The following is a 17,907-nucleotide window of genomic DNA, read 5'->3' on the forward strand; positions in this document are numbered from 1 at the left end:
ATTTTTATGGTGTTAAAGGCATTATCTGCTTCTTTAGCATTCAATTGCAGCACTAATTTTTTCGATTTTGTGCTTAACAATATACCGCTTAACCCAATTTCATCTCCTTTTTCAGGGTAGATATTGCGGTAACTTTTCCAAACCACATTCGATGAAAATCTAAAATCTGTAGCGCCGTTGGTCTTTACTAAGTTATGCGGAAACACAAACCCTCGGCCTGCATTACCAAAGTAAGCTTGCAAACTCTCCCTGATCTCATTGGTCATGACATCCCCTTGAATATGCGAGTCTCCTATGTGAACAATATTAATTTGCCCCGTTTTATCGTTTTTTACCTTCTTTAGTTTCGCTAAAAAAGAAGCAATTTCAATACTGTTTTCGATGTTGCCTGCATTCGAAAAAGCAACGACATCTGAAGTCTCGATTAAATCCATAGTAGTAGTGGTGTCATTCGTTTGAGAACATCCTTTAAAGGACATCAGTCCAAGAAACAGGAATAAATATAGTTTATTGCCCATTTGCAGTTTGTTGGTTACTACTTAAACTATCTGATTGGCTTTTCTCAGGCGTTGCATTAGGCGTTGTAGGCATAGCTTGCTTGCGCAAAAGCTTGTACTTTTCATATCCACGATCCAGTTCTTGAAATAACATTCCGCCTATTTTTTTTGAACCTCTAAAGTTAAAATGGGTATAATCTTTATTAGCCAATGGAGGATCTTGTTCAACCCATTTGGTCATGGAGCCGTTGCCTCCCATTAATTTATACAAATCAACATAAGCTGATTTGGTTTTCATAGCGTAGCTTTTTTGTGCACGAGTAAGCGGCACCACAGCTGAGTCTGTTTTCATAGCTGTCTCATACTTGGTCGCTTTATCAGCGGTTGAGATCACTAAAATTGCTGCTCCCGGAAAGCATTTGTGCAAACGCTCGACAGTTTTAGTCATACTTTTATCATACCAGCTAAAATCTAAAGTACCATATTTTAAAACATTGGTCCCATAATGCAATACGATAAGATCGTAGCCTAACTTTTGCTGAAAAGCATTCATTAATGGGATATCAAATTTAGAAATTGGTATTCCTGAATTTACTCTTTGCGAAAAATTATCGACGTGAACTCCTTTGCCGTTATCAAAATTAAGTCCGTAAATAGGAATCGATTTTGCTTTTTTAAATCCAATTCTCAGTGCTTGCAGATTATTTGGCGCTAGCTGTAAGGTATTCAAGATTTTATTTGGAGTCAACCTTTTGGCAATTGTATCACTCTTTATTTGATACGAAATCAAACCGTTTTGATTGGCAGCACTTCCGTAAAACAGTATAGGATTATTTAATTGTGCCGTATTCTTACTCTTACCTGCTTGGTATTTAACCCAGGTACTTTTAGTGCTGTCATTAGCAAAAAAAACATGGCCATTAACTGCAAAAGGACGAATAGGATTTTTTACATTTAGGTAGGATTGCATTTTCCAATTATCAGAAAACTGATGCACTACTGAACTACGAGCAGAAGCTGACTCCGAAGTTATCGAAACAAATCCAACACCTTGACCTCCAAATTTATCTTGAAAATTGGCTCGGAAATCTTGAACAATAAAATCACCATCCGTCATTGAATCACCATAATAGGCAATCCTAACTTTTCCTTTTTTATTGGTCTCGAGTTGGAATAATTTTTCGTAAAATGCCGACAGGTATTGCAAACCACTATAATGATCATACCCATCTTCCATAAAAATAAAACCAGGGCCGGCTGCCGTAGCAACTGGCTCCTCTCGGTTTGAAATTTCAGCTGAGTCGTTAGCCTCTGTTGGTAAAGAATCAATGGCTCCATCGACTATTAAATCTTTATCAGCATTAATCGCGTCGATCAGCATACTATCAATTAATACATTTATAGTACCTGTTTCCTGATCCGAAAAAAGTTTTTTAGGTAAGACTTCTTTGATGCCTATGAAAAAAAAAGCGGCTAAAAACAGAATCAAAAATGATTTAAAAAAATACGTTTTTGTTGTACTCACTTTAAAACATTAAACAGTTAAAATAGCTGTAAAAATTACATGCGTTGTGGAACATTAATTCCAAGTAACCCAAAAGAAGCAGCAATAACATCAGCTACTTTTTTAGACAACTGTACTCTAAATATTTTTTTACTACTCTCTTCTTCCCCTAAAATAGGAACTGCTTGGTAGAACGAATTGTACTCACGAACTAAATCATACGTAAAATTAGCAAGTAAAGCAGGGCTATGATTGTGAGCGGCATTCTGAATTACTTCTGGAAATAACTCAATTTGCTTTAATAATTCCTTTTCTTTTTCGTGCAGAGTTACCATTCCTGAATTTGCAGAGAAATCAAAATTAGCTTTACGAATAATAGACTGAATTCTAGCATAGGTGTACTGAATAAACGGACCTGTGTTTCCAGCAAAATCAACCGATTCTTCTGGATTGAACAAGATTCGTTTTTTAGGATCTACTTTTAAGATATAATATTTTAAAGCACCTAGACCAATCGTATTGTATAATTCAGTTCGTTCCTCATCAGAGTAACTATCTAATTTTCCTAAATCTTCGGATATCTTCTGCGCTGTGGTTGTCATTTCGTTCATCAAATCATCAGCATCGACCACGGTTCCCTCGCGGCTTTTCATTTTCCCCGAAGGTAAATCCACCATTCCGTATGATAAGTGATACAAGCTTGAAGCCCAGTCAAATCCTAATTTTTTCAAGATTAGAAAAAGTACTTTAAAGTGGTAATCTTGCTCATTCCCTACCGTGTACACCATTCCTCCTACATCAGGCATGTCCTTCACACGCTGAATAGCAGTCCCGATATCTTGCGTCATGTAAACGGCGGTCCCGTCTGAACGCAAAACAATTTTACGGTCTAAACCTTCATCCGTTAAATCGATCCATACTGAACCGTCAGGATCTTTTTCGAAAATCCCTTTTTCCAATCCAATATTTACAACATCTTTTCCTAGTAAATAGGTGTTACTCTCGTAGTAATATTTATCAAAATCGACTCCTAAGTTTTTATAAGTGATAGCAAAACCATCATAAACCCATTGGTTCATTTTAGCCCAAAGCGCTTTTACCTCAGCATCTCCCGCTTCCCATTTCTGAAGCATTTCTTGTGCTTCAAGGATAATTGGCGCTTGTTTTTTAGCTTCTTCTTCTGTTTTACCTTCACTCATTAACTGAGTAATTTCTGCTTTATAAGCTTTATCAAAGGCCACATAGTAGTTTCCTACTAATTTATCTCCTTTTTGACCCGTTGACTCTGGTGTTTCGCCATTTCCAAACTTTTGCCAAGCCAACATTGACTTACAAATATGGATTCCACGGTCATTTATAATTTGCGTTTTGTATACTTTTTTACCCGAAGCTTTAATTATTTCGGCTACGGAATACCCTAATAGGTTATTACGAACGTGACCTAAATGCAAAGGTTTATTGGTGTTTGGGGACGAATATTCGACCATAATCGCTTTATCATCAGGATTAGGAGTTACAAAACCATATTTGGCGTCATCCTTAATACCATCAAAAAAGTTTAGATAATAGGTGTCAGATATCACAATGTTTAAAAACCCTGACACGACATTAAAGCGACTCACTTCGTCAAGATTTTCGACCAAGTAGTTCCCTATTTTATTTCCTAATTCAACAGGATTACTTTTAATTACTTTCAATAAAGGAAAAATGACCATGGTAATATCTCCTTCAAATTCTTTCCGAGTAGTTTGAAATTCAACTTTGTCAATAGCTACGTCAAATAAAGCTTGAATTGCTTTTTCAATAGAAGGTGTAAGAATTTCTGGTAATGTCATGAATATAATTTTAGAAGTGCAAAGATAATTCTAATTAACTAATATGCCCGCAAAAAACTGTTTTATGGTTTCAAAAACATAAAAAAACTATCTTTTTGCCCTTCGAAACGCAAGGAGAAAGACCAAAGGCATCATTTACAGCTACTGACATATTATACTTAGGCCAACTTTTCGGCCTATTTTAAACTTTTTATCTACTAAAATTTTAAGCGGTCCAATAAAAAACCCGAAGCCATATGGACTTCGGGTTTTTTAGTGTGTTTGAAATATACTTATTATTGGGAATATTCTACCATTTAATAATTACACTTCCCCAAGTAAATCCGCTTCCAAAAGCAGCTAAAACTACCGTGTCACCTGATTTGATTTTACCTTTTTCCCAAGCTTCTGTCAAAGCAATTGGTATAGAAGCCGCTGTTGTGTTTCCGTATTTTTGAATATTATTATAAACTTGATCGTCGCTCAATTCAAATTTCTTTTGGATAAACTGAGAAATTCTCAAATTCGCTTGATGAGGAATCAACATGTCAATATCTGAAACAGTCAAATTATTAGCCTCTAATCCTTCGTTAATAACCTCAGCAAAACGAACTACTGCATTTTTAAATACAAACTGTCCGTTCATGTGCGGGAAGTAACTATCATCATCCGGATTATTATCCGCAATAATATCGGATACCCATCTCGCTCCCATTCCTGGTGCAATAAGCGCTAACTCCTCAGCATGTTGTCCTTCGGAATGTAAATGTGTAGATAAAATTCCTTTAGTCAAATCTTCTTCTCTGCTCAAAACCGCAGCTCCCGCTCCATCACCAAAGATAACCGAAACACCGCGACCACGAGTGGTCATATCCAGTCCTGTTGAATGCACTTCTGAACCAATAACCAAGATGTTCTTGTACATCCCCGTTTTTATGTATTGATCTGCAACTGAAACAGCATAGACAAAACCCGAACATTGATTTCTAACATCAAGAGCTCCAACAGTTCTCAATCCTAAATCACGTTGTACCAGTACTCCTGGACCAGGAAAATAATAATCAGGGCTTAAAGTTGCAAAAACTACAAAATCAATATCCTCTTTAGCAACACCTGAGCGTTCGATAGCAATTTCAGCTGCCTTCACTCCCATGGATGTCGTCGTATCTTCCCCTCTAATTATGTGTCTTCGTTCCTCGATTCCTGTTCTTTCCAGAATCCATTCGTCAGTTGTATCAATGATTTTTGTTAAATCATCATTGGTGACAACATTGGAAGGAACATAAAATCCTAACCCCGCAATTTTTGAATGATACATATTGTTGTTTTATTAATATAAGATTGCAAATTTAATAATAGTTTAAAATATAAGCCTACAAATTACTCATTTTTTAGCAGATACCAATTTTTTAAAATTAATACAAAGAAAAAAATAGTGTAAATTAGCTTTAAAACATTAAAATACTCCACTAAAAGAAAGACTGTTCCAATCCGTTTTATTTTAGAATTACGTGCATTATATTTACAAAAAATACCAAAAAAACTGTTTATGAAATTAAAAACGACCTTTGTTTTATTCCTTGGCCTAAGTCTTAGCGCTCTGGCTCAAGAGAACCTAACGTATCAAAAACCATCTAAATCAATCCTAGATTTAGTTGATTATGAAAGAGCGCCGTCAGTCTCGATGGATACTAAAAAAGAGTATATGTTACTTTCCTACAGAAACACATATAAAACACTTGACGATTTGAATCAAGACGAAATGCGCTTGGGCGGATTGCGAATCAATCCAACGACTAACATTTCGAGCTCAGTTACCTATATTAACAATTTAAAACTGAGAAAGATTAAAGACAAAAACGAAATTCAAGTTAGTGGATTACCTGAAAACCCAAAGATTACTAATCTATCTTGGTCTCCTAACGAAAAGAAAATTGCTTTTTCGAACACAAGCAACAATGGTGTTTCCTTATGGGTTATTGATGTTGCTTCCGCAAAAGCGACTATGCTAACCGATGACAATGTAAATGCAAACCTGGGCAATCCGTTTAGCTGGTACAAAGACAATGAAAATATTTTGGTAAAAATGCTTCCAAAAAACAGACCCGCCTTATTAGACGAGAAAAAAAACTTGCCCACAGGTCCTATCGTATCTAATGCGAGCGGTGCCGTTTCATCGAACAGAACCTACCAAGATTTGTTGAAGAACAAAAGAGATGAGCTTAATTTTGAAAACATAGTTACCTCTGAGCTCTATAAAGTGAACGTAAATGGTACCAAATCACTTTTCAAAGGTCCTGATATGTATGCTGGTGAAAACTTTTCGCCTGACGGAAACTATATCCTAATTTCAACTATCCAAAAACCATTTTCTTATATCGTACCTCTAAGCCGTTTCCCTTCTAAATCAGTTGTGTATGATCAAAACGGTACAGAAATTAAAGTAGTAAACGAAGTCGCTTTGAATGAAATCATGCCAAAAGGTTTCATGGCAACACGCACCGGTAAAAGAAACATGAGCTGGAGAAACGATCAAGCCGCTACCTTGTATTTCGTCGAAGCATTAGACGAAGGTAATCCTGAGAACCAGGTAACATACCGAGATGAAGTGATGCAGTGGCAAGCTCCTTTTACCGAAAAGCCATCTTTATTAATCAAAACCAAACAACGTTTTGCAGGTATTATATGGGGAAATACAACAACGGCTATTGCAATGGATCAGTGGTATGACACCCGAAATTCAAAAACCTACTTATTTAATCCGTCTAACGCAAACGAAGATCCAAAAGTTATTTCAGATCGCAACTCTCAAGACATTTACGCTGATCCAGGAAATTTTGAAACAGTTAAAAATGCTTTTGGCAGACCTGTTTTAGCTATTGAAAACAATAATTTATATTTATTGGGCGATGGATTTACTAAAAAGGGTCAATTCCCTTTTATTGATGAATTCAATTTAAAAACACTTCAAACGAAAAGAATTTACACCTCGGCATACACCGATAAAAAAGAAGATTTATTATCTATCGAGGATTTCAAAAAAGGAGAAGTGCTAGTACAAATTCAGTCTAAAAATGAGTTTCCAAACTATTACTTTAGAAACATCAAGAAAAAAAACCAATTGACTCCTATCACCAATTTCAAAAATCCATTTGAAAGTATTAAAAACGTGAGCAAAGAGGTAATTGAATACAAAAGAAAAGATGGCGTTTCCCTATCCGGAACCTTATACCTTCCTGCAGGTTATGACAAAGCAAAGAAAGAGAAACTACCTTTATTAATTTGGGCCTACCCAGCCGAATTTAAAGACAAAAACTCAGCAGGACAAAACAATCAAAACCCAAATGAATTTACGTTCCCGTACTACGGATCATTCGTATATTGGGTAACCAAAGGCTATGTGGTATTAGACGACGCTTCGTTCCCAATTATTGGTGAAGGAACAACTGAGCCTAATGATAATTTTATTTCTCAATTAGTAGACAATGCCGAAGCTGCGATCAATGCAGTAGGTGCTTTGGGCTATATAAATAAAAAGAAAGTAGCAATTGGAGGACACTCTTATGGAGCGTTTATGACGGCTAATTTATTGACACATTCAAATTTATTTGCTTGTGGTATTGCACGCAGTGGTGCGTACAACAGAACTTTGACTCCTTTTGGCTTTCAATCAGAACAGCGTAATTACTGGGAAGCTACGGATGTTTACAACACCATGTCACCGTTTATGAATGCTGATAAAATGAAAACACCATTACTTTTAGTACATGGCGAAGCCGATAACAATCCTGGTACTTTCACACTACAAACGGAGCGTTATTTTCAAGCTTTAAAAGGACTAGGAGCTCCAGCTAGAATGGTTATCTTGCCTAAAGAAGCGCATAGTTACGTAGCCAAAGAGAATATTCTACACCTTTTATGGGAACAAGATCAGTTCTTAGAAAAATACCTGAAAAACTAATAGAAAGCGAAAGCCTCCAATCTTTAAAATTTGGAGGCTTTTTTTTTAAGATATCATCAAGCTGACTTCTTGATTAATCTCCAATGGAGCATCATGCTGAAAAAAGATTACTTTTCGATCAAATACTGCTTTAATCAAGTAATGACCTCCTTTAAAATAAGATTGTTTGACCACGACATTCATCAGGCCATTGGCCACCATTTTTAATTGGTGTGGATAAAGAAGAACTGTTTCATCTTCTTCCTCACTGCCTACAACCACTAATTGTGATAGCTTTAATTCATTGACTTCTCCAAAAAGTGAAGCCACATACTTATTAAGAGGATTATTATACAACTGAAACGAATCGCCTTTATCAACCAATGTTCCGTTTTGCAAAACTATCGTTAGGTCCGCGTATGAAAGTGCATCTGTACTATCATGAGTGGCTACAATACAGGTAATACCCTTGGTTTTCAAGTACGCAAACAAATTGCGTCGCAATGCATTTTTTCTAAAATTATCGATATGACTAAAAGGTTCGTCTAAGAGCAAAATCTCAGGTTCATTTGCCAAAGCTCTTGCCAAGGCTACGCGCTGTTGCTGACCACCACTTAAAAATTTGGCTTGCACATTAGCAAACTCCGTCATTTCGACCATTTCAAGTAGTTGCTCCACACGCAACTTTTTTAAGGCTCTAAATCCATTGGACAAAAACTTACCTACATTTTCGGCTACGGTGGTGTACGGCATTAAGTCAAAATCTTGCGCCAAATATTTTGCGAATGGAACACCTGGAACTAGATTGTACTTAGGTCCCAATATTTTTGTGCCATTCCATGAAATTGCTCCTTCATCGAGATCATGCAAGCCATACATCAGTTTAAGCAAGGTGCTTTTTCCGCAACCGCTTTCACCAATAATCGCTACATTCTGCCCTTTTTCAATTGTAAATTCAATATTTTTTAAAACCGTTTTATCAGTATAACCAAATGAGATGTTTTGAACTTGCAGCATTGTAGTATGAGTGTTTTTTTTGAGAGTACAAAGATAGATTTCTATTAAGAAAATAATTTTGATGTACTGATTTTAACTAAAAAAAAAGCCGTCTTGTTTAAAAAAAACAAGACGACTTTTTAATCTATTGAAAGTGTTGGACTTAGTTCCCAGCTTCTTTTTGAGCGTCTTGTTGCATTTTAGCATTTGCAGTAATAGCAAACTCTACACGACGGTTTTGGCTTCTTCCTTCAACCGTTTCATTCGATGCAATTGGATCAGCGATACCCATCCCAGAAACTTTAAATCTACCTGAAACAACACCTTTACTTACAAGGTAGTTTCTAACTGATGCCGCTCTTTCACCTGATAATTTCAAGTTATAATCAGCTGGACCTGTACTATCTGTGTAACCAAAAATAGTAATATCAGTATCTGGATATTCTGCGAATACTGGAACTAATTTATCTAAGTTTGCTTTTGCAGCAGTAGTCAATGATGATTTGTTAGTATCAAAACGAACAGCGTTTTCATTCAAAACTAATTGAATCCCTTCACCTACTCTTTTTACCTCAGCACCCGGAAGCACTTCGTCAATTTGTCTTGCTTGCTTGTCCATTTTGTTACCAATAACGCCACCAGCAACTCCACCAACTACACCTCCAAGTACAGCACCTAAAGCACCATTACCACCTTTACCAAGGTTATTTCCTAAAATACCACCAATGATTGCTCCTCCAGCAGCTCCTATTCCAGCTCCTCTTTGCGTTTTGTTAGTATTCTTGATCGATTCACAACCTGTGAAAACTGTTGACATTGTCATTATTAAAGCCAATGCTGTTATGGAAAAATTTTTCATAATTATATCTTTTATATTTTTAAAACGGTTTTATTAGTTTGCTCTTTGAAATTGGTAAACAACATCGGTCATTTTTCCTCCTACATTGATTTTATCAATCAATTGAAAACTATCTTGAGTTTGATTTGCTACATATAGAATGTAACCATCTCTTACTTTTTTCGCTTTTTCCCCTGCGTCAAGCACTTTTAGTACAAATTGCCCCTCTTTGTTCACATACCATGTAATTGGTGAGCTAAAAACTGGACAGTTGCTTGCTGTTAAGGCCATGTTACCTTTGTTATTATTCGAAATAAACTTCCAAGTACTACCTTCAAAACATTTTGAATCGGCTAATTGAAATGAATTTACTTTGATAACTTCTGACCCTGGATAGTACACCGAGCTTATTACCCAGTTTCCTTTCATAGCTACTTGAGCTCCCTTATCTAATTTTTTGTCTGTAACTGACGATGTTTTACATGAAAACAGTACTAAAGACAATGCTGCTAAAAAAAATATTTTTTTCATTTTGTTTTGGTTTTAGATTTAAACTTAAGCAAAGATACAAAGGGAATCTCTTGTTAACGTTTCAACATTCTACTAATTTGTTTCAAAATCTACAGATTAAGACAATTTGTCACCTAAAATGCGATTGGTATTCTATTTGAATAGTTCGAAACTGATTGTAAAACCCTAATTAAATTAAATATGACAACAGGAAAAATTAATGTTTCAGTAGAAAACATCTTCCCTTTAATTAAGAAGTTCCTATACAGTGATCACGAGATTTTTTTACGTGAGTTGATTTCGAATGGGACAGATGCAACTTTAAAATTAAAGCACCTTACTAATATTGGTGAAGCTACCGTTGAATATGGTAACCCAATACTTGAAGTAAAAATAGACAAAGAAGGTAAAAAACTTCACATTATAGATCTAGGTATTGGTATGACTGCTGCAGAAGTAGAAAAATACATCAACCAATTGGCTTTCTCTGGTGCTGAAGAATTTTTAGAAAAATACAAAGACACAGCAAAAGACTCTGGAATCATAGGACACTTTGGACTTGGTTTCTACTCTGCTTTTATGGTCGCAGCAAAAGTGGAGATTATCACGAAGTCGTATAAAGATGAACCAGCTGCTCACTGGATTTGTGATGGCAGCCCTGAATTCTCTTTAGAACCGGCTGACAAAACGACTCGTGGAACTGAGATTATCTTGCACATTGCTGAGGATTCATTAGAATTTTTAGAAGAATCAAAAATAAAAGGGTTATTGAACAAATACAACAAGTTCATGCCTATTCCAATTAAATTTGGAACTAAAACTGAAACACTTCCTAAGCCAGAGGATGCTCCTGAGGATTATGTTGCTGAAACAGTAGAAACGGATAACATCATTAATAATCCTAATCCAGCTTGGACCAAACAACCTACGGACTTAAAAGAGGAAGACTATAAAACGTTCTACCATGAATTGTATCCTATGCAATTCGAAGAGCCTTTATTCCACATTCATTTAAATGTAGATTACCCATTTAACTTAACGGGTATTTTGTATTTCCCAAAATTAAGCGGTGACTTACAAATCCAAAAAGATAAAATTCAGTTGTACCAAAACCAAGTTTACGTTACGGATAACGTAGAAGGAATTGTACCTGAATTCTTGATGATGCTACGCGGAGTAGTAGATTCTCCTGATATTCCTTTGAACGTTTCTCGTTCAGGATTGCAAGCAGATGGAGCCGTGAAAAAGATTTCAAACTACATTACTCGTAAAGTAGCCGATAAATTGAAATCATTGTTCACTGAAAACCGTACAGACTTTGAAGCAAAATGGAATGACATTAAAATCGTTCTTGAATACGGAATGCTTTCTGAAGATAAATTCTACGAAAAAGCAGGAGCATTCGTTTTGTACCCAACCGTTGACGATAAATACTTCACCCTAGAAGAATTAAAAGAAAACCTAAAGGACAAGCAAACGAACAAGGATGGTAAACTAGTTGTTCTTTACGCTGGTAACAAAGAGGCACAACACTCTTACATCCAAACTGCTCAAGAAAAAGGATACGAAGTATTGTTATTAGACTCTCCTATTATCTCGCATTTGATTCAAAAAATCGAAGGAGACGACAGCGATATCACTTTCGTACGTGTCGATTCGGACCACATTGATAACCTAGTCAAGAAAGACGAAACGACTATTTCAAAATTATCAGAAGAAGAGCAAACAGGTTTAAAAACAGTTTTAGAAACTATCGTTCCTAAACAAACCTACACCGTTCAATTAGAAGCTATGGACAGCCAAGCAGCTCCATTTATCATCACGCAACCAGAATTCATGCGTAGAATGAAAGAAATGAGTCAATCAGGTGGTGGCGGAATGTTCGGGATGGGTAACATGCCGGAGATGTACAACCTAGTGGTTAATACGAATTCGCCATTAGCAACTACCATTCTTGGTACCGAAGACAAAACAGCGCAAGAACACTTGGTTAAACAAGCGTTAGACTTAGCTAAATTATCTCAAAACCTACTTAAAGGAGAAGCTTTAACCGCTTTCGTGAAACGTAGTTTTGAAATGATCAAATAATAGTACTAACCTACTAAATCAAAAGCTGTCCTTCATTGGGCAGCTTTTTTTTTGGAGCAAAACTCCCATTTTCATAACACGATCTCTCCCGCTATACGCTCTAATCTTTGCGTTTGGCTACCGCCACCGCAAAGGATTTCCGCTGCTATCGGGGCTATAAAAGACGATTTGATTACTATAGAAGAGGGAAAGATTCGCAACCATTAAAGCGGAACCTAACAATCTCCTAGTTTAAGACGAGAACTAATACAGCTACCTAATTAAAAAAGTAGCTTGCACTAATTTGTCCTTGCCATTTCGAATTGATATTATCTACTAACCATGGCGTTCCTTTAGGGTTTTTAAATTGATAAACAGGCTGTTGATTTTCGATTCTTACAAAGTCCAACAACGCATAACCCGAATTATTGATATTAGGAACATACACTTGCGTTCCCCAATTGCGATTAAGTAAATTTCCAACATTAAAAATATCAAAAGCAAACTGTAATTTGTTCTTATAAAACTTAGTTTCAAAAACAAATTTCATATCCACTTGGTGATTCCAAGGTGTTCTAGCGGCATTTCGTTCTGCATACTGACCTCTATGACTGTTCAGGTAATTGCTATTATTGATATAAGCATCCAATTGTCGCCATTGCTCATCAGCAGATACAAGAACTACATTATTGCGGTCTACGATATTAAGCAACTTGATTTCGCTTTGGTCTCTTGGAATGTATAAAATATCATTCTTAGCTGAACCATCTCTATTCACATCTCCTTCGTACACATAGGAAAAAGGACTTCCTGATCGTCCGTTGTAAATCAATCCCAACTTCAAAGTGCTACTTTTTATCGGAATATCATAAAAATGATACGAAACGATTTTGTGTCGCAAATCAAAATTAGAAGCCGTTAACTTGGGATCGTTCGCCACCAAGCTTTGATTCCACTCAAAATTAGCCGCGTGTGAATTTCTATTGGTGCTCGAGATATCTTTACTAACTCCATACGTATATCCTAAAAATCCATTGTAACGCGCTTCAGACTTTGTTAAACCAAAGGTTAGATTGTATCGGTACCCTTGAGAAGTATTAGTCAATAAAAAAACGTTGGTAAAATTAGGATTGATCTTTATACTCTCGGCAGTAGTGTTGTAATACGGACGGTTATCAGCACCTGCAAAAGTACTTTTTTGATCTTCTTTACGATTAATCGATTGAAACAACAATCCTTTCATCGTTTTGGTATACGTTCCTTCAAACGACAAAGCAAAATTATTTTTAAGTGTAACATCTAGCGATATGTTCGACTTCCAATCACGTGGTAAATTAAAATTATTGTCAATTAAATTCACTTCGGTCAGTTTACGACTTTGTCGTGATTCTAAAGTGCTTAAATCTTCTGTTAAGTCTAAAGGTCCCGTCGGACGAAGGTCGATATTGTAATAATTAGTACCCGAGATATAGTATTCATAAGCATACCAAACAAATGGCATTCTGCCGGTAAATAAACCCGATCCCCCTTTTAGAATGTATTTTCCAGCATCATCAATGTTATAATTAAAACCCACTCTTGGGTTGATAATTGGCGCATCATTTATCTTATTTCTATACCCGGCAAACTCAGGCGTGTTTTTTATTTGATCCGAAATAGGAAAAGCCGTTGGTGTATTTTGCCAATCCACTCGTACGCCCGCCAAAATATTAAATTTAGGACTCAAACGGATTTCATCTTGGAGATAAACAGAGGACAACAAAACAGAGTAATCTGCCGAAGGTGTCTTTTTGTTGTATTCAAAATCATTATTATCTGTATTGTAAACCCCACGAACACGGTTAGGCCTGTCCGCTAAAAAATTTTCTACGGAGCTGTATTGCCACCTACCATTGAATGCCGTTAAAAAGCGGTATTCGATATTGTTAATTTCGGTCGACGTACCCAAAGTAAACTTATGGTTTTTGACAAAATAAGTAATATTATCGGTAAACTGAATAGTGTTTAATGTCAATCCATAAACTGATGCTTCGCGATACGTTCCAGCAAAAATAGTATTCGATGTATTGTCTATAATTTCAATATGCGGAAAAACCCTTCCGTTATACGTTCTTTCATCATTTACCGTAGAAAGCGAAAGCGTCATTTTATTAGACAATTTATTCGAAAATTTACTTTTTAGCTCAGCCACTGTACTATTCGTAACCGAATTATGCCTGTACCCTTGGTTTCCAAAATTAAAAACAGTGGGAGTCCATTCTAAATTATCAGCAAAACCGGTGACAAAGTTATTACGGAGAGTGAATTTATGATCTTCGGATATGTTGTAATCCAAACGTAAAAATAATTTAGTGTTTTTTCGTTCTATAGTTGCATCTGATGCAATTCCGGGATCATAATTATATTTCGATTTTAATTTATCTGAAATCAAATTTATTGTTTCAACTGAAATATTAGAGGTAGCACTTCCAGGAGCATTTAAAACCGATTCGTTTCGATCAGCATATTCTACGTTAAAAAAGTAAAACAATTTATTTTTAAGTATCGGTCCACCTACGCTTAACCCATAAGTCAAATCACTGGCTTCAGCCGAGAGTTGTTTAATGCCATCTGAATAATTTCCGATTAAATTTTTATTTTTTACGACAGTATAAGCTGTCCCAGAAAGAGTATTGGTACCACTTTTAGTAACTACGTTTATACTTGCGCCCGTAAAATTTCCGAAAGTGACATCAAATGGGGCCGTCTTTACAGACAAAGCACTGATAGCTCCGAAACCAATTGGCTGCGTACCTGCTAAACCTCCGGGTGTACCTGAAGCTGAAGATCCTGCAGCACCACTAGCAGGCTCTTGAAACCCAAGAACATCGTTTGTAGCGCTCCCATCAATGGACAAGTTATTAAAACGGTAATTGGCACCACCAAAAGAGTTTAAGTTTGCCTCAGGAAGTAATCGTGTTGCATCTTGTATACTTCGGTTGGCACTAGGAAGATTAGTAATTACATCTATTTTCAATCGCTTTTCATTGCCTTTCTTAGAAGCTGTATTTTTAATCTCGACGTTCTCTAATTCATTTAGAGCTGAAAGCATAGTAAAGTTCAGACTAGTGTTTTTTCCAAGTTGAATTTGAATAGCAGAAACTATCAACTCGGTAAATCCTACATAGCTGACTTTGGCTTCATAATCAGAGGCCGGCTGTAATTGATTGAATTCGTAATAACCATCTTGTTGTGATTGCGTGTTATAATGAATGCCTGTCGACTTTTGCTGAATAAGAACGGTAGCAAAAGGAATTGGATTATTATTAGCATCCTTTACTACTCCTTTTAAAATACCGGTTGTTTCTTGTGCAAATAAAAATACCGTGCAAAAAAGCAGGGCAAGCGTAAGTCTCAGTTTCATGTGGTTTGTGTTATAATTCTTAAAACTACGCAAGTTGTTGTGATGTAGTTTTAATTTATTATCGTATGTTTACGATTAATTACAGCGATAAAACAGTTAAGTCATTATTTGTCAATATTTTACAAAAAATATTTAATTTAATTTTTGTAATTTAATTCATCTACTAATTACGATTAACATGAAAAAAGAAAGCAGTTTTCATTCCTTTGAAATAGAATTTGCACAAGCGGCCAAATGTTTAGCGCATCCTGCTAGAATACAAATTATAACACTACTATCTAAACACAAGGATCGAACTTGTAAAGAGATAGTTGCGGAGTTACCGCTTTCGCAATCGACAGTTTCCAAACACTTGAAAGATTTACTAGAGGATCATTTTATTTGCCGGAAAATTAGTGGCACACAGTCTCTTTATACCTTAGAGTGGAATAAAGTAGGAAGAGTTTTTGATTTATTTGAAAGGTACCAGGCCAAAACTATGATGAACCGACCTAAGAGAAATTGTTGTTAAACTATGCTTTGTTGTACTTTATAATTAAAGATTGCACAAAGACTTAGTTGATTTCAGCACGATAATTAGGATCATAATCAACCATCCACTCAATTCCAAACTGATCACGCAACATACCAAAATAGGATCCCCAAGGACTTGCAGCTAAAGGCATTTCGACTTCACCTCCTTCAGAAAGTCCTTTGAATATAGATTCTGCTTCTACCAAGTCCTTTGCACTGACTGCAATTTTAGATCTGTTTTCTTTTTCATCTACCACTCCTAGAATGGCGGGAACGTCATTCCCCATTAAAATATTGCCTCCAATAGGCAACGCAATGTGCATGATTTTGTTTGCTTCAGCAGCATCAAAGGTATGTCCCATCGCGACCATATCTTTAAAGCGAACGACTTTTACAAATTCTCCTCCAAAAATCGCTTTATAAAAGTTAAAAGCAACTTCGGCATTTCCATTAAAATTGATGTGGGGGTTGATAAAAGCCATATTTAAAGTATTAAAGTGAATAGGTAACCAAATGACAATCAAAGATAGTATACTGTTTTATAAAAATTGATTTTAGGACCATAAGTTTCAGTTACTTTCTTTACCACAATTAAATTCGTAAATTAGAGCAAAAAAAACTATGAAAGCAGTTTATATCATATTAGGTATCCTTATTATACTTTTTATTGGAAGCCAAATTTTTGCTTGGAACAGCCAACGCAACACAGAAACCTATGATTACAAAGTCGTAAAGCAGTATGATAACTTCGAAATAAGAACCTACGAACCTACTTTATTTACATCAGTTCAATTATCTACAAGTGCTTATAAAGAATCCTCGAGTAAAGGATTTTCTATCTTAGCTGGTTATATTTTTGGCGGAAACAACAAAAACGAAAAAATTGCAATGACTTCACCAGTGAGTATGTCACTGGACAGCACGATGACTATGATGTTTATGGTACCCAAGAAATTTCAAAAAGAGACCTTGCCAAAACCCAATGAATCCAAAATTAAATTTATTGAAGAACCTGCTAAAACCGTTGCTGCCATCCGCTTTGGAGGTTGGGCAAACGACGAAACCATTGCGAAATATAAAAAAGAATTACTCGCTGCGCTGGAGTCCAAAGGCATAAAATACACCGATCGCTTTTATTTCTTAGGATACAACGCTCCTTATGAGTTATTTAATCGAAAAAATGAAATTATAATTGAACTTGAAAAACAATAAAAATCCCACTATTGGAGATTCAATTGTTTTAAATTTTCAGAAGATAAAAGTAGATCCTGTGCTAAGTTTATCGAAATTTGTATTTCTAAACTTAACGACGCATGACTTTACACATCGAAACCCCTGCTTTACTATTTTCAGCCACATCCTTAATACTTTTAGCCTATACGAATCGGTTCTTAACCATTGCTACTATCGTGCGAAGTTTAAAAAAGACGTATGATGAACACGAAAATAAAAGTATTTTGATCGAAATAAAAAACCTCAACCTACGGTTAACCCTCATAAGATACATGCAACTTTTTGGAGTACTAAGTTTGTTTTTATCGGTTTTTGCTATGCTGCTATTGTTCTTTGATATTCAGTTAGCTGGCTTATATTTCTTTGGATTTAGCTTATTGAGTTTACTCATTTCATTAGCACTTTCTTTTTGGGAAATTAGCATTTCAGTCAAAGCGTTACAAGTCCATTTAAGCGATTTGATTCAAAAATAAGTGTCAATAAAGTTTACAAAAAAAGAGCTGTGTATCAAATAGAGGGCACTGAAAAACTAGGCCTAATTTAGACAAGATGCTTTTTTAGGGATTAAAAAGAAAGCTTGTAACGGATTAAT

13 protein-coding genes and 1 pseudogene are annotated in these 17,907 nt (G+C 35.8%); 5 read left to right on the forward strand and 9 right to left on the reverse strand.

Translation table 11 applies throughout. The annotated features are described in order from the left end of the window. The 4 genes and pseudogenes from P8M54_RS12365 to P8M54_RS12380 form a co-directional block, all read right to left on the reverse strand. Positions 1 to 518: pseudogene (locus tag P8M54_RS12365) on the reverse strand (peptidoglycan-binding protein); the annotation flags it as partial. Then, positions 508 to 2,022, reverse strand: a complete 1,515-nt coding sequence (locus P8M54_RS12370; protein WP_300288217.1) for a hypothetical protein — start codon at positions 2,020 to 2,022, stop codon at positions 508 to 510. The pseudogene P8M54_RS12365 and the gene P8M54_RS12370, both read right to left, overlap by 11 nt. Before the next feature lie 35 nt (positions 2,023 to 2,057). Further along, the gene (gene argS, locus P8M54_RS12375) at positions 2,058 to 3,836 is read right to left on the reverse strand and encodes an arginine--tRNA ligase (RefSeq protein ID WP_300288218.1); all 1,779 of its coding nucleotides are present in this window, start codon (positions 3,834 to 3,836) and stop codon (positions 2,058 to 2,060) included. Positions 3,837 to 4,125: 289 nt separating this feature from the next. Beyond that, positions 4,126 to 5,133 (reverse strand): beta-ketoacyl-ACP synthase III, encoded by a 1,008-nt coding sequence (locus tag P8M54_RS12380; protein ID WP_300288219.1) that lies wholly within the window; start codon positions 5,131 to 5,133, stop codon positions 4,126 to 4,128. Positions 5,134 to 5,364: 231 nt separating this feature from the next. On the opposite strand from P8M54_RS12380, the gene P8M54_RS12385 reads away from it, so the two are divergent. Next, positions 5,365 to 7,776: a prolyl oligopeptidase family serine peptidase gene (locus P8M54_RS12385; protein WP_300288220.1), complete on the forward strand. Its 2,412-nt coding sequence runs from the start codon at positions 5,365 to 5,367 to the stop codon at positions 7,774 to 7,776. Between the two features lie 45 nt (positions 7,777 to 7,821). Here P8M54_RS12385 and P8M54_RS12390 read toward each other — a convergent pair whose 3' ends face one another. The 3 genes from P8M54_RS12390 to P8M54_RS12400 all read right to left on the reverse strand — a co-directional run bounded on the left by P8M54_RS12390 (position 7,822) and on the right by P8M54_RS12400 (position 10,120). After that, positions 7,822 to 8,772 carry an ABC transporter ATP-binding protein gene (locus P8M54_RS12390; RefSeq protein ID WP_300288221.1) on the reverse strand — a complete coding sequence of 317 codons (951 nt, stop codon included), beginning with the start codon at positions 8,770 to 8,772 and terminating at the stop codon, positions 7,822 to 7,824. Positions 8,773 to 8,914: 142 nt separating this feature from the next. Beyond that, entirely contained in the window at positions 8,915 to 9,610 is a 696-nt protein-coding gene (locus tag P8M54_RS12395; RefSeq protein ID WP_300288222.1) for an OmpA family protein, read from the reverse strand. 33 nt (positions 9,611 to 9,643) lie between these two features. Continuing rightward, on the reverse strand, positions 9,644 to 10,120 hold the full coding sequence (locus P8M54_RS12400) for a lipocalin family protein (protein WP_300288224.1): 477 nt from the start codon (positions 10,118 to 10,120) through the stop codon (positions 9,644 to 9,646). A gap of 180 nt (positions 10,121 to 10,300) precedes the next feature. Here P8M54_RS12400 and htpG point away from each other — a divergent pair, with 180 nt between their 5' ends. Beyond that, complete coding sequence (gene htpG / locus P8M54_RS12405) at positions 10,301 to 12,187, forward strand: molecular chaperone HtpG (RefSeq protein WP_300288225.1); 1,887 nt, start codon at positions 10,301 to 10,303, stop codon at positions 12,185 to 12,187. 256 nt (positions 12,188 to 12,443) lie between these two features. Here htpG and P8M54_RS12410 read toward each other — a convergent pair whose 3' ends face one another. Beyond that, positions 12,444 to 15,569 (reverse strand): carboxypeptidase regulatory-like domain-containing protein, encoded by a 3,126-nt coding sequence (locus P8M54_RS12410; RefSeq protein ID WP_300288226.1) that lies wholly within the window; start codon positions 15,567 to 15,569, stop codon positions 12,444 to 12,446. A 178-nt stretch (positions 15,570 to 15,747) separates the two neighbouring features. Between P8M54_RS12410 and P8M54_RS12415 the strand changes: the two genes are divergently transcribed. After that, positions 15,748 to 16,080: a helix-turn-helix transcriptional regulator gene (locus P8M54_RS12415; protein WP_300288227.1), complete on the forward strand. Its 333-nt coding sequence runs from the start codon at positions 15,748 to 15,750 to the stop codon at positions 16,078 to 16,080. A 43-nt stretch (positions 16,081 to 16,123) separates the two neighbouring features. Here P8M54_RS12415 and P8M54_RS12420 read toward each other — a convergent pair whose 3' ends face one another. Then, on the reverse strand, positions 16,124 to 16,564 hold the full coding sequence (locus tag P8M54_RS12420) for a VOC family protein (protein WP_300288228.1): 441 nt from the start codon (positions 16,562 to 16,564) through the stop codon (positions 16,124 to 16,126). Between the two features lie 139 nt (positions 16,565 to 16,703). On the opposite strand from P8M54_RS12420, the gene P8M54_RS12425 reads away from it, so the two are divergent. Next, positions 16,704 to 17,294, forward strand: coding sequence for a heme-binding protein (locus tag P8M54_RS12425; RefSeq protein WP_300288230.1), 591 nt, complete (start codon positions 16,704 to 16,706; stop codon positions 17,292 to 17,294). Positions 17,295 to 17,395: 101 nt separating this feature from the next. Then, positions 17,396 to 17,788: a DUF2721 domain-containing protein gene (locus P8M54_RS12430; protein ID WP_300288231.1), complete on the forward strand. Its 393-nt coding sequence runs from the start codon at positions 17,396 to 17,398 to the stop codon at positions 17,786 to 17,788. The last annotated feature ends 119 nt before the right edge of the window (positions 17,789 to 17,907 follow it).

The sequence above is a fragment of the Flavobacterium sp. genome (assembly GCF_029242675.1).
GTDB lineage: Bacteria > Bacteroidota > Bacteroidia > Flavobacteriales > Flavobacteriaceae > Flavobacterium.